Origin of the sequence: Streptomyces sp. NPDC012508 (assembly GCF_042902595.1) — a bacterium.
Taxonomy (GTDB): Bacteria; Actinomycetota; Actinomycetes; order Streptomycetales; family Streptomycetaceae; genus Streptomyces.
In genome coordinates this window covers 416519-429403 of record NZ_JBIBEO010000002.1, presented here as the reverse complement: position 1 = coordinate 429403, position 12885 = coordinate 416519, and the positions used below count along the sequence as shown (strand labels likewise).

The window sequence follows — 12885 nt, the reverse complement described above, 5'->3', positions numbered from 1 at the left end:
CATGTTGAGGTGGGGCGATGGATGAGGTGTTCAAGGCGCTGGCCGATGCCAGTCGGCGACGGCTGCTCGACAGTCTGAACGCCCGCAACGGCCAGACCCTGCGTGAACTCTGCGCGGGTCTGGACATGGCACGGCAGTCCGTCAGTAAGCATCTGGCGCTCTTGGAGGCGGCGGGGCTGGTGGTCACGGTGCGGCGCGGGCGGGAGAAGCTGCACTACCTGAACGCCGCTCCGATCCACGCCATCGGGGACCGCTGGATCAGCCGGTACGCCCGCGAGCGCGTCAGCGCGCTCGCCGACCTGAAGTCAGCATTGGAGCAGAACCCGATGGACAGCAACGCGTTCGTCTACACCACCTACATCCGCACCACGCCCGAGCAGCTCTGGCAGGCCCTGACCGACCCGGACTTCACCCGGCGCTACTGGGGTGTTGCCTTCGAGACGACCTGGACCGCGGGATCCCCCATGGTCTGGGACGAGGGCGGCCGGAAGACGAGCGACCCCGAGCAGGTCGTCCTCGCGGCCGAGCCCGGCCGCCGGCTCTCCTACACCTGGCACACCTTCACGCCCGAGTGGGCCGAAGCGGTCGGGATCGGCGACGAGGTGTACGCACAGCTCACGAAGGAGCGCCGCTCGAAGGTCACCTTCGACATCGAGCCGGCCGGGGACATGGTCAAGCTCACCGTCGTCCACGACGACCTGGAACCCGACAGCACGATGCGCGGCATGATCGGGGAGGGCTGGCCGGCCCTGATCTCCAGCCTCAAGTCCCTGCTGGAGACGGGCGAGGAGCTGCCGGAGCCGCCGCGCTGATCCAGCCGGGACGCAAGGGGCCCGGGACGCAACGGGCCCGGGCCGGGCGGGCCCTCGCCCCGGCCGCCCACTCCCGGCCCGCCCGCTCCCGGCCCGCCCGCTCCCGGCCCCTCATGCCTCCGTCGAGCCGCCCGGGGTGACCAGGCCCGTCTCGTACGCGAGCACCACCGCCTGCGCCCGGTCGCGCAGCGCCAACTTCGCGAAGATCCGCGCCACATGGGTCTTCACGGTCGCCTCGCTCAGCGTCAGCACCTCGGCCAGTTCCGTGTTGGAGAGCCCGCGCCCCAGCAGCGTGAGCACCTCCCGCTCCCGGGGAGTGAGCACCGCCAGATCGCGGTGGACCGCCGGCCCGGCGCCGGCGCCCGGAGCGCTGTCACCACCCGCGAACCGCTCGACCAGACGGCGGGTGATCGACGGCGCGAGCAGCGCGTCGCCCGTGTCCACCAGCCGTACGGACGCGGCGAGATGCTCCGGCGTCACGTCCTTCAGCAGAAAGCCGCTCGCGCCCAGGGCCAAGGCCGCGTACACGTACCGATCGAGGTCGAAGGTCGTCAGCATCAGCACCTTGCAGCTCGGCGACTCCGCAAGGATGCGCCGAGCGGCCTCCAGCCCGTCCGTCCCCGGCATCCGGATGTCCATCAGGACCACGTCCGGGCGCAACCGCCGGGCCTCCGCCACCGCCTCGGCGCCGTCCGAGGCCTCCCCGACGACCTCGATGCCGCGCGATGCCAGGATCAGCCGGAATCCGGTACGGATCAGAGCCTGGTCGTCGGCGATCAACACGCGAGGCGCCCCTGGGAGCGGGGTCGCGCCGGTGCCCGTCATGCGCCGTCCAACGGGATCCGGGCGCGGACGCGGTAGCCGCCGCCCAGGCGCCGCCGGGCGTCCAACTCCCCGCCGTACACCGCGACCCGCTCGCGCAGCCCGATCAGCCCCCGGCCCGCCCCCGCGTGGTCACGGAGCGACAGCTTCGGCGCGGAGCCTCCGGTCAGCACACTCGGACCGCTGCTGAGCACCTCCACCCGCACATAGCGCTCCCCGTACCGCACCGACACCTCCGCCTTCTCCCCGTCCCCGTGTCTGAGCGCGTTCGTCAGCGCCTCCTGCACGATCCGGTACGCCGTCACATCCACGCCGGTCGGCAACGACCGCGGCTCGCCCGAGATCCGTACCTCGACGGGCAGCCCGGCGAAGGCGATCCGGTCGACCAGCGGACCGAGCCGGCCGAGACCCGGCTGCGGGGCGAGGTCCGCCGCGTACGGCTCGTCCCCGCCGCTCTGCGAGGGTGCGAGCAGCCCCAGCAGATGACGCAGCTCGGTCATCGTGTCCCGGCCCGCCGACTCGACGGCCTCGATCGCCTTCGCCGCCTCCTCCGGCAGCGTGGCCAGCACCTCGCGGGCCGCCCCCGCCTGCACCACCATCAACGCCACGTTGTGACTGACGATGTCGTGCAACTCGCGCGCGATCCTGGCACGTTCGTCCTCCACCGCGATCCGGGCCGCGCTCTCCCGCTCGCGTTCGAGCAGCCGGCGCCGCTCCTCCAGCGTCCTGCGCTGCAGCCGCCGGCACCGTACGAGCGCCACCGCGAGCCACGCCGCGACGGCCCCGAGCCCCACCACCACGCCGGCCACCCACCAGCCCACCCACGATCCACCCACGGGTTCACCCTCGCAGAACGCCAGGTCATCCGCATCATCACCGGGATGCAGCCGCGTACATCCCGAGGATGACAGGGCCGCGTGGATACCTCGGGGGAGTGATGCGACGCCCCGCCCCCGGATCGTAGTTTCCTGCCATGACCACGCAGAGAGACACCGCCACCGGCCGGACAGGCCAGATCGTCGTACGACTCGACGGCATACGTAAGGAGTTCGGCGGGACGACCGCCCTGGACGGGGTCTCGCTGGAGATCCGCAGCGGCGAGGCCGTCGCCGTCATGGGGCCCTCAGGCTGCGGCAAGTCCACCCTGCTGAACATGGTCGCCGGACTCGACCGCCCCACCTCCGGAAGCGTGCTCGTCCACGGCGACGAGCTCACCGGCATGAACGAGAAGGAACTGGCCCTCTTCCGGCGACGCCGGATCGGCATGGTCTTCCAGTTCTTCAATCTGCTCGACGACCTGCCGGCCCTCGACAACGTCGCTCTCGCCGCGCAGCTCACCGGTACACCGGCCGCGCAGGCACGCCGCCGCGCCCTCGAACTCCTCGACGAACTCGGCATGGCCGACCGCAGAGGCGCCTACCCGGCCGTGCTCAGCGGAGGGGAACGCCAGCGGGTCGCGGTCGCCCGCGCGTTGATGAACCGGCCCGCCCTGCTCCTCGCGGACGAGCCGACCGGAGCCGTCGACACCCGGGCCGGCGAACAGATCATGGATCTGCTCCTCGACCTCAACCAGATCGGCCAGACCCTGCTCATGGTCACCCACGACGAGCGGATGGCGGAGCGCTGCGCCGGACGGATCGTCGACATGGTCGACGGCCGGGTGGCAGGCGAACGCAGCGCGGAGCGCACGGCATGAGCGCGGTGTGGCGCGCCTCGCGCGCGGCCGTCCGGCGCCGCCGACTCCAGACCTTCGTCATCGGCCTCGTCGTCCTCTTCTCCACGGCCACCATCGTGGTGGCCCTCGGCCTCCTCGAAGCGGCCTCGGGCCCCTTCGACAAGGGCTTCGCCCAGCAGCGCGGGGCACACGCCGTCGCCGCGTACGACACGGCCAAGGTCTCGGACGCGCGCCTGGCCGAGGCGTCCGGGACGCCAGGCGTCGAGGCGTCCGCAGGCCCGTACCCGCTGGCCGTCCTCCAGGTCCCCGAGGGCAACTCGCCACGCCACGTCGGCCCCTTCAACGTGGTGGGCCGCTCCGGACCCGGCGGGGACGTGGACCGCGTCGACCTGTGGCAGGGCCGCTGGGCGACCGCCCCCGGCGAGATCGTCGTCAACGAGTCGCGGCCCGCGCCCGCCCTGCTGCCCTTCGAGGCGGAGCGCCCCGGCCCGCCGCTCGGCGACACGATCAAAGTGCCCGGCCTGCCGGTCCTCACCGTCGTCGGCTACGCGCACAGCCTGAGCAACAGCGCCGACGGCTGGGTCTCACCGGACCAGATCGACGCGCTCGGCCCCACCATGACCGAGATGCTCTACCGCTTCACCGGCCACGCGACGGACGCGGACGTGGCGGCCGCGCTCGCCACGGTCGACTCCGCGCTCCCGTCCGACTCCCTGGTCGCCGCGCACTCGTACCTCACCATCCAGCGAGCCGTGGCCTCCGGCCCCGGCGCGTACGTGCCCTTCCTCCTGGTCTTCGGTCTCCTCGGCCTCGCGGTCGCCGTGCTGATCGTGGCGAACGTCGTGAGCGGCGCCGTGGTCTCCGGCTTCCGGCACATCGGTGTGCTCAAGGCGCTGGGCTTCACGCCCGGTCAGGTCACTGCCGTCTACCTCCTGATGGTGTCCCTGCCGGCCGTGATCGGCTGCGTGCTCGGGACCGTCCTCGGCGACCTCGCGGCCCGCCCACTGCTCTCCGGCGCCTTCCAGGGCACCGGAATGCGCATCGAGGGGATCAGCCTCCGAGTGGAGCTCGCCGCGCTGACCGGGATGCCGCTCGTGGTGCTCCTCGCCGCGCTCGTCCCGGCGCTCCGGGCCCGTCGGCTCTCCGCGGCCGAGGCGATCAGCGCGGGCAGCGCACCGCGTCGGTCCGGCCGCGGCCTGCGGATCCAGCGACGACTGAGCCGGACACGGCTGCCGCGCGCGGTCAGCCTGGGCCTCGGCCTGCCGCTGGCCCGCCCCGGCCGAACGGCACTGACGCTGTCCGCGATCGTCCTCGGCGTGCTCACGGTGACCTTCGCGAGCGGCCTCGCCGACACCGTGGTCAAGGTGACGGAGGCCTCGCAGCAGGACGTCGATCTCACCATGCGCCCGGCGAACCCCTTCTTCGACGAGAAGACGGCGAAGGACCGGAGCGACGCCGAGATGGAGGCGCTGCTGCGCTCCGCTCCCGGCGCGGCCGAGGTGACACCCGACCTCATCGTCTCGCTCACCCTGGCCGGACAGGCGGACGCCGTCGACGGATTCTTCCTGCGCGGGGACCACGCGGCGCTCGGGTACGGGAAGCAACTCGTCGACGGCCGGTGGCTGAACGGCGCCGGGGAGACCGTCGTGGCCTCGGAGTTCCTGAACCAGACCGGCGGGAAGGTGGGCGACCGGCTCACCCTGGGCCTGGCGGGGAAGCGGACCGAGGTGACCATCGTCGGCTCGCTCATGAGCCACGAGCCCGACCGTCTGCTGTTCGACCGGCGGACGCTGACGCGGCTCGACGCGAACTACCGGCCGCAGACGCACCAGTACCGGTACCACATCAAGCTCGACTCCGGCACCACGCCGCAGAAGTACGCGAAAGCGGTCGACCAGGCGGCGGGCCCCGGTCTGTACCCCATCTTCAACGAACCCGCCTCCTTCACCGTCGCCGTCATCAGCCTCTCCACGGCCCTGTCCCTGATGCTCGGCACGGTCGCGGCGCTCGGCGTCTTCAACACCGTCGTCCTCAACACGCGCGAGCGCCGCCGCGACATGGGCACGCTCAAGTCGATCGGCATGACCCCGCGTCAGGTGATCGCCATGGTGGTCACATCGATGGCGGCGCTCGGTCTGGCGGGCGGTCTCGTCGGCGTTCCGCTGGGGATGGCAGCGCATCGGGTGGCCGTACCGCTGGTGGCCGAGGCAGCACTCGTCACCCTCCCGAGGTCCGTCCTCGACGTCTGGACCGCCCCGACGCTCGCCCTGACGGCACTGGCCGGCGTCACGCTCGCCGTCCTGGGCGCTCTGATCCCCGCCCGCCGCGCCGCGCGACTGACGATCTCGGAGGCCCTGCGCGGTGAGTAAGGCACCGGCCGGCGGACACCGCGCCGCCGGCGGCGCATGGCCGCGGGGCCTGAAGCGGAGGACAGCGCTCTTCAGGCCCCGCGGGGTTCGAGGGCGGGCACGGCGGGTGCGGTCAGGCCGGTGCGGTCTGCCGGGAGCTCACGCGGCACACCAGCGCGTTGTTCACGACGTCCGCCACCACTGCTCCCACCACTCGACCAGTTCCCCGGCGTCCCCACCCGCCGAGCCCCGGCTACGGAGCGTGGCAGGGGTGTGCTCCCGCCGCCCCGGCTCCCCGTCTCGGCGGCTCTCGCGGACCGGGAGGTCGCGGCCACCCGGTCCGCCGATCGGGTGATCCGGCTTCCCGGTGGGCCCTGCCTCTCAGCGAGGTGCCGGGTCGCTCCGGCGTCGGAGCGACGCCAGGGTGAGGAGCGGGCCGACGGCCAGGAGCATGGCGAGGGCAGCGAAGCCGTACGTGAGAGTGGAGGCGGCGGCGACGGCGGCGACCAGCAGAGGGCCTCCGGCGTCGCCGAGTTCGCGGCCGAGCTCGGCGGACCCCATGGTCTGGCCCATGCGCTCCTCGGGCGTGCTGGTCGCGAGGGCGGTGAAGCCCAGAGGAGTGATCAGCCCGGTGCCCGCACCGATGAGGACCGCCGCGGAGAGGACGCCGACCAGGCCGGGCAGCGTCGCGCAGAGCAGGCCGGCCGCGGTGACCGCGAGTCCCACGGCGAGACCGGTACGCGTGGTGAGGCGTCCTGCGTCCAGGGCGCGACCGGCGTACGGCTGGACGACGGCTCCACAGGCGGCCAGGACGGAGACGGCCGCGCCGGTGGCCACGGTTCCGAGACCGGCCACGGCCCCGGAGACGGGCAGGAAGCCGACGCCGACCGACAGCGCGGCCGTGGCGGCGGCCAGGGCGGCGGTGGGGGCGAGGAACGAGCGGTCGGCCAGCCGGCGGGCGAGGTCGGCGAGGGTCTGGCGCCGCTTGGGCAGTGGCGGCACGGCCGGTACGGCCGGCACGGCCCACACCGCGACGGCCGCGGCGAGCACGGCCATGACCGTGAACAGCAGACGCAGCCCGCCGGCCCAGACCAGGAGACCGCCGAGCAGCGGGCCGAGGGTGTAGCCGATGGACTTGTAGAAGCCGTAACTGCCGAACGCGCGGCCGCGTTCGGCGGCCGGGTTGAGGCGGGCGACGAGCGCGGAGGCGGACGGGGAGAACGCGGAGGCTGCGGCGCCCTGACCGAGGCGCGCGGCCCACAGCCAACCGGGGCTGTCCGCGACGGCGTACAGGGCGGACGCGGCGGCGAAGAAGACCAGGCCGCCGAGGAGCACGGGCTTCGCGCCGATCCGGTCGGCCAGGGATCCGAAGAGGGGCTTGAGGACGACTTCGGCGCCGTCGTACAGCGCGAGCAGACCGCCGAGGACGAGCAGGGACGTGACGGCGTCGTCGGAGAAGCCGCCGAGGTTGGCGGCGATGCCGTGCGCGCCGAACGCGGTGGTGAAACCGGCCGCGTACAGGGGCCACATGGCCCGCCTGGGAGCGGCGGCCCGACCGCTGCCGGACGCGGAGGACCCCGGGGGCGCAGGGGCTCCCGCGGATCTACGGGGGGTGCGGGGCACATCGCTCATGGCCGGCCTTCCTGACCGCCGTGCAGGGCGGTGAAGACGCGCTCGGCGTAGTCCTCGCAGACCGCCTCGCGCAGCTTGAGGCGTTCGCGTGCCTCGCGTGCCTCGGGCGCCCCGAAGACATCGCGCGCGGTCGTCACGCCGGGGAATGTAGCAGGCGTTACACCTGGCGCGGTACGGGAAGACCCCCGCTGGTCGAACTGCGGGGGCCCATGCGCGCGTACGCCGGTCAGCGGTACTCGACCGTCAGGGTCACCGGCGTGTCCTTGTTCACGAAGAGGTACGCGTTCGAGGTGGGGGCCGTCTCGAAGCGCAGCCGGACCTGCGTCGTGCCGCTGCGGTCGAGGGCGGCGAGCGCCGGGGCCGACAGGTCCGAGGAGGCCGCGGAGCCCGAGGAGAAGGCCGCGATCTGCGCGCCGCCCGCCACGGTCGAGGGCGCCGACCAGTCCGAGGGCTCGACGGCACACCCGCCGAAGCAGCCCTTCGCCACGTCCGCCAGGAGCCGGTTGCCCGCCGGGGAGGCCCAGGGGTCGCCCGCACCGCTGCTGCGCGCCACCGTCAGATACGCGCGCGTGATCTCCTTGCCCGCCGGGATCTTCGACGTGTCGAAGGAGAGCAGTGTCCGGTTCACCTTGGCGTCCGTGCCACGGCCGAGCGCGAGCCCGTACGTGTCCTCCAGCGTGCCGACCGCGGCACCCGTGCCGTCGGCCGAGGCCTTCACGTAGCCGTCCTGGGCGTCGACGCTCGGCAGTGTCACCCGGTCGGTCACGGGCGGGGAAGTGGTTCCGCGCAGCGCCCGGACCATCCCCATGATCGTCTCGATCTGCTTGCCCCCGTGCCGGGCGTGGGCAGAATCGCCGAGATAACCCCACCAGTTCCAGCAGCCGTTGGGGTTCTCCAGCGTGGCCGTCGCTTTCGCCTGCGGGTAGAGCACGATCATGTCGTTGGTGTCGGCGTACTCGTTCAGATACGCCTTGTCCACGAACTGGGTCCCGAAGCCCTGGTACCCGTACCCCTGCTTGCAGCCGTGCAGCGCCACCATCAGGGAGCAGGACGCGCCGCCGGAGCAGGACTTCGGCACGTAGACGAAGCCGTTGTCGTCCAGCGACAGCGCCGCGGCGGCTCCGCCCGGGGCGTAGGCGTTCTGGTCGAACCGGATCAGCGTGCCGCCGGGGGTCGTACCGGGCGCGGTGACGGAGCCGCGCAGGTGGCCGAGGAGATCGCGCTCGGCGTCGATGCCGCAGTTGTTGATGAACGGACTCTGTGTGACCGTGCAGGAGTTGGGGCCGAGCGGGCTGATCCAGGCGTGACCGGCCGCCGTGCTCCGGTCGTACTGGACGCGTGCGCCGAACCGCCCGTAGTAGTCGGCGAGCGCGTCCGCCACCGGGCGCTTCACGGTCGAGTCGCCCGAGCCGCTGAAGACGTACACCGGGTCCCCCGCGAGGTTCGCGACGGGGTCGACGAGCCCCTGCGCCGACCAGGTCCGCGTGGTCTGCTCCAGCTGTGCGAGCTGGAGGTCCTGGACGGTGTTCATGCAGGCGTTGAGGGCGGTGGCGAGCGTGTTCTGGGCGCAGTTGTACGGCCCCGACGCGAACACCGCCGAGCCGCTGAACGTGCCGGAGTACGCCACATGGAGCTGCGTGGCCATGTATCCGCCCGACGAGATCCCGGAGCTGTAGACGGCATCGACGTTGTACGGCCGCAGCTCACCGGGTACGGGCGTGGGGGCGGCGGCCGAGGCGGGTGTCACGGACGGGAACAGGGCCGCGGCGGCGAACAGCAGTAGGGCTGCCAGCCGGCGCGGTCCGCGTGGGCGGGGTGTGTGGGGCGGACGCATGGGATCTCCCGGGCGGCTCGGTCATGCCAAGGGCATGTCGGGGTGGTGGCCGGGAGATTAGGGGCGGGCGACGCGCGCCCCCTATGGGGCCGGGCGCCACAACCACCGGGCAGGAGTATGGCGTTCCGTCATCTGGCAGCCGCCGCACCACACTCCAGGGGGACCTGCGACGATGCGACCATGAGCGACTCCCAGAACGACGAAGGCCCCGTGCACGGCTCAGGCTCCGCGGGCGCCGGCTCCGCGAGCTCCGGCTCAGGCTCCGGCTCCGACGCGGGCCCCGACTCCTCTGACGGCCACGTGAGGGGCGGCGAGCGGGACGGTCTGCTGGCCGCGGCGGTCGCACTGCGCGAGCAGGGCCGTCAGGAGGAGGCACGGGACCGCCTGGTGGCGCTCGCCGCCCGCCACCCCGACGACGCGGAGGTGGCCTACCAGACCGCGTGGGCGCACGACGTGCTCGGCCTGGAGGCCGAAGCCGTGCCCTATTACGAGCGGGCGCTGAAGGCGACGACCGGCGAGGGGCTCTCCGAGGAGGACCGCAGGGGCGCGCTCCTCGGACTCGGCAGCACCTTCCGCGTCCTCGGCCGGTACGAGGAGGCCGTCGCCACCCTGCGCGGCGGCATCGAGGAGTTCCCGGACGACGGCGCGCTGCGCACGTTCCTGGCGATGGCCCTGTACAACACCGGCGAGCACCACGAGTCGACGCGTCTGCTGCTCCGCCTGGTCGCCGCCACGAGCGAGGACCCCGGCGTACGCACGTACCGCCGTGCCATCGAGCACTACGCCGAGGACCTGGACGAGACCGTCTGAGCGCCGCCCGGGCGGCGGATCAGTCCATGACGGCGGTCAGCAGGACGACCGCGTCCTCCAGAGCGGTGAGTCCGTGCCGCTCCTTGGGGATGATCTTCAGCTCTCCCGCCGCAAGCTCCTCGGACCACTCCGCGGCCGTCAGCTTCACCCGCCCCCGCAGCACCTGCAGACTCGCGGCGGGCGGCGCGGTGTGCTCGTCGAGCGACGCGCCGGCAATCAGGGCGATCACGCTCTGCCGGAGCACGCCGTCGTGCATCACGACCTGGGCGCTGCGGTCGTGCGGCGCGGCGCGCGCGGCGGCCAGATGCTCGTCGGCGAGGGCTGCGAGATCACTCATCATCTCTCCTGCGGCTACGCGGGTACGCGGTGGCGGGTACGCGGGTCCAGTCCCAGCCTCTCGCCTGTCACGCACGCCGCAACTCGGGGGCTAGGGGGCCAGTGCGCCGGTCAGATGGTCGTACGCCATGTGCGCGTGCAGCCGGACGCCGGTCACGAGGGTGTCGTCGTCGGCGTAGAAGTGCGGATTGTGGTTGGTGACCAGGCCGCGCCCGCCAGGCAGCGGGACCGGTCGGCCGTCCGCGTCCAGCGAGGCGTCCTGGACGCCCAGCATCACGTACAGGCCGCCGAACCGGTTCATGAACTCGGACACGTCGTCGTACCCGAGCGTCGCCCCGGTCTCGACCGTTCGCTCCTCGCCGACCACCCGGCGGATCGTCGGCAGTCCCGCGGCTACCCACTCCGCGCTGTTGTGCACGGGAGGGACCGCCTGCAGATACTCGACCGTCGCCGTGGCGCCGTACGCCGCGGCCGAGTGCTCGGCGAGCGTGGTGAGCCGCCGCTGTACCTCGGCCATGTCCGACTCGACCGCGCACCGGACCGTGCCCCACAGGGTGACGGCCTGGCCGATGATGTTGAAGCGGCCGACGTCCTCGATGTGGCCGATGGAGACCGTGATCGGGTCGAACGCGGAGACCTGCCGGTAGAGCTGTCCGATGCCGGTGAGCACCGCGCCCACCGCCGGCATGGGGTCGACGCCCTGCCAGGGCGTGGAGCCGTGCACCTGCTTGCCGGTGACCACGATCTTCACCAGGGTGGAGGCGCCGTACTGATTGCCCACCCGGTATCCCACATACCCCTTGGGATAGGGGGTGACATGCATCCCGAACGTCATCGTCGGCACCGGGTCGTCGCACGCGCCCTCGTCGAGCATCGCCCGCGCCCCACCACGCTCGGTGACCGGCGGGCCCTCCTCGGCGGGCTGGAAGACGAACAGCACGGTCCCCGGCAGCCGGTCGCGCACTCCGGCGAGCACGGTGGCGGCGCCCATCAGCATCGCTGTGTGGCAGTCGTGGCCACAGGCGTGCGAGACGGGGAAGGGGCCCCCGGGGTAGTCGGCGTCGACGGTCCGTGAGGCGAAGTCCGTACCGCACAGGTCCTCGACGGGCAGCGCGTCGATGTCCGCGCGCAGCGCCACCACCCGCCCGCCTTCATCCCCCTGGCCCCCGCCGCCGCGCAGTACCCCCACGACGCCGTGCCCGGCGATGCCCGTACGGACCTCGTCCAGGTCCAGGGAGCGGAGATGCTCGGCGATCAGGCAGGCGGTGCCGGCCTCACGGTTGGACAGCTCGGGGTGCCGGTGCAGATGGCGCCGCCAGGCGACGACCTGAGCGGCCGTCTTCTCGGCACGCCGGTCCAGCTCCTCATGGATCTGATCGGTGCTCACGGGCCACCCCTCGTCGTCGGACCGTCCCTCCAGGGTGACATTCCGGCCCGGCTAGGCTCGCCGAAAGCCAGGAACGATCACTGCGAACGGGTGACCATGAGTGAGATCACGCTGATGTCGGACCCTCAGATCGCCGCTCTGCCCGTCGAGGAGTGCGGCGAACGGCTCGTGGACGTACGGGAGGCCGAGGCGCTGCTGGTCGACAACCGCTGTCACGACGGAACCGGCGCCTTCGCCCACCTTCGGGAGGGCGTCCTCGAACGGCTGCTGGCGGCACAGTCACGACTCCCGGACGGGATGCGCCTGTTGTACGTGGAGGGGTACCGGCCGCCGTCGCTGCAGCGCAGGTACTTCGAGGAGTACGGCGCCGAACTGCGCGCCGCCCACCCGGAGTGGTCCGCACCGGAACTGCACGCCGCCGCGAGCCGCTACGTCTCCCCGCCCGAGATCGCACCGCACAGCGCCGGTTCGGCCGTCGATGTCACTCTGGCCGCCGCCGACGGGCGCGAACTGGACCTGGGCACCCGGATGAACGCGAGCCCGGAGGAGAGCGAGGGCGCCTGCTACACCGCCGCCACCGCCATCCCCGCCGAGGCCCGTCGGCACCGCGAGATCCTGGGCGCAGCGCTGACCGGAGCGGGGCTCGTCAACTACCCGACCGAGTGGTGGCACTGGTCCTTCGGTGACCGTTACTGGGCCCTCGCCACGGGAGCCCCCGCCGCGCTCTACGGGCCGAAGGAGCTCTGACCGGGGAAGCGTTGTCGGTGGCGTGGTGCACGATGGGGACGTCTGATGATCACGCGGGGAAAGGGACACAGATGTCGATCACGAACGAGCAGGTGGCGGGGTACGCCTTCCTCAAGGCGCTGTACGAGGACGGGTACTACCCGGACCACGTCGTCGACAAGGGCCGGGTGATCCTGCTGAGGCTCTGCGAGCGGATCGAGGCGGAGCAGCCGGCCGACCTGGCCGCGCTGTACGCGCTGACGGAAGTGGCCACCGAGGAGTTCAACGCGCTGGAGGCGGACTTCGACGAGGCGGGGAGCGAGATCGAGACCGTCGCGCGCGAGGAGATCGCCGAGAACTTCTGGTTCGTGGCCACGGCCTACGGATTCGCGGACGCCGACGCGGAGGAACTGGTGGCCGCCCGCGAGTGGTGACGGCTCGTCGGGGGTTCGCTTGCCGACGAGCAGGCCGAGAACCCGGTGGTTCGTCGGGCGGAGTTCCGG

Annotated in this window: 13 protein-coding genes; 6 read left to right on the top strand and 7 right to left on the bottom strand. The window is 72.5% G+C overall.

The features are described 5' to 3' along the window. Positions 1-17 precede the first annotated feature (17 nt). Positions 18-812, top strand: coding sequence for an ArsR/SmtB family transcription factor (locus ACFY8U_RS07995; RefSeq protein WP_389567169.1), 795 nt, complete (start codon positions 18-20; stop codon positions 810-812). Positions 813-923: 111 nt separating this feature from the next. On the opposite strand, the gene ACFY8U_RS07990 is transcribed toward ACFY8U_RS07995, so the two are convergent. Both ACFY8U_RS07990 and ACFY8U_RS07985 read right to left on the bottom strand, forming a co-directional pair. Beyond that, complete coding sequence (locus tag ACFY8U_RS07990) at positions 924-1637, bottom strand: response regulator (RefSeq protein ID WP_389567166.1); 714 nt, start codon at positions 1635-1637, stop codon at positions 924-926. After that, positions 1634-2470, bottom strand: a complete 837-nt coding sequence (locus ACFY8U_RS07985; RefSeq protein ID WP_389567164.1) for a sensor histidine kinase — start codon at positions 2468-2470, stop codon at positions 1634-1636. Before ACFY8U_RS07985 ends, ACFY8U_RS07990 begins: the two co-directional genes overlap by 4 nt. A gap of 137 nt (positions 2471-2607) precedes the next feature. Here ACFY8U_RS07985 and ACFY8U_RS07980 point away from each other — a divergent pair, with 137 nt between their 5' ends. Then, positions 2608-3330, top strand: coding sequence for an ABC transporter ATP-binding protein (locus ACFY8U_RS07980; protein WP_389567161.1), 723 nt, complete (start codon positions 2608-2610; stop codon positions 3328-3330). After that, positions 3327-5678: an FtsX-like permease family protein gene (locus ACFY8U_RS07975; RefSeq protein WP_389567158.1), complete on the top strand. Its 2352-nt coding sequence runs from the start codon at positions 3327-3329 to the stop codon at positions 5676-5678. Before ACFY8U_RS07980 ends, ACFY8U_RS07975 begins: the two co-directional genes overlap by 4 nt. Positions 5679-6038: 360 nt before the next feature. Here ACFY8U_RS07975 and ACFY8U_RS07970 read toward each other — a convergent pair whose 3' ends face one another. The 3 genes from ACFY8U_RS07970 to ACFY8U_RS07960 form a co-directional block, all read right to left on the bottom strand. Further along, positions 6039-7187, bottom strand: a complete 1149-nt coding sequence (locus ACFY8U_RS07970) for an MFS transporter (RefSeq protein ID WP_389567155.1) — start codon at positions 7185-7187, stop codon at positions 6039-6041. A 98-nt stretch (positions 7188-7285) separates the two neighbouring features. Further along, positions 7286-7426, bottom strand: coding sequence for a Chromate resistance protein ChrB (locus ACFY8U_RS07965; RefSeq protein WP_389567152.1), 141 nt, complete (start codon positions 7424-7426; stop codon positions 7286-7288). A gap of 89 nt (positions 7427-7515) precedes the next feature. Beyond that, entirely contained in the window at positions 7516-9123 is a 1608-nt protein-coding gene (locus tag ACFY8U_RS07960; RefSeq protein WP_389567149.1) for a poly(3-hydroxybutyrate) depolymerase, read from the bottom strand. 180 nt (positions 9124-9303) lie between these two features. On the opposite strand from ACFY8U_RS07960, the gene ACFY8U_RS07955 reads away from it, so the two are divergent. Beyond that, a complete protein-coding gene (locus tag ACFY8U_RS07955; protein ID WP_389567146.1) occupies positions 9304-9933 on the top strand; it encodes a tetratricopeptide repeat protein in 630 nt (209 codons plus the stop codon). A 19-nt stretch (positions 9934-9952) separates the two neighbouring features. On the opposite strand, the gene ACFY8U_RS07950 is transcribed toward ACFY8U_RS07955, so the two are convergent. Together ACFY8U_RS07950 and ACFY8U_RS07945 are read right to left on the bottom strand one after the other, a co-directional pair. Beyond that, positions 9953-10270 carry a cupin gene (locus ACFY8U_RS07950; RefSeq protein WP_389567140.1) on the bottom strand — a complete coding sequence of 106 codons (318 nt, stop codon included), beginning with the start codon at positions 10268-10270 and terminating at the stop codon, positions 9953-9955. A 90-nt stretch (positions 10271-10360) separates the two neighbouring features. Next, the gene (locus tag ACFY8U_RS07945; RefSeq protein ID WP_389567138.1) at positions 10361-11656 is read right to left on the bottom strand and encodes an amidohydrolase; all 1296 of its coding nucleotides are present in this window, start codon (positions 11654-11656) and stop codon (positions 10361-10363) included. Positions 11657-11752: 96 nt separating this feature from the next. On the opposite strand from ACFY8U_RS07945, the gene ACFY8U_RS07940 reads away from it, so the two are divergent. Further along, on the top strand, positions 11753-12403 hold the full coding sequence (locus ACFY8U_RS07940; RefSeq protein ID WP_389567135.1) for a M15 family metallopeptidase: 651 nt from the start codon (positions 11753-11755) through the stop codon (positions 12401-12403). A 71-nt stretch (positions 12404-12474) separates the two neighbouring features. Then, on the top strand, positions 12475-12816 hold the full coding sequence (locus ACFY8U_RS07935; protein ID WP_389567134.1) for a DUF5713 family protein: 342 nt from the start codon (positions 12475-12477) through the stop codon (positions 12814-12816). Positions 12817-12885 lie beyond the last annotated feature (69 nt).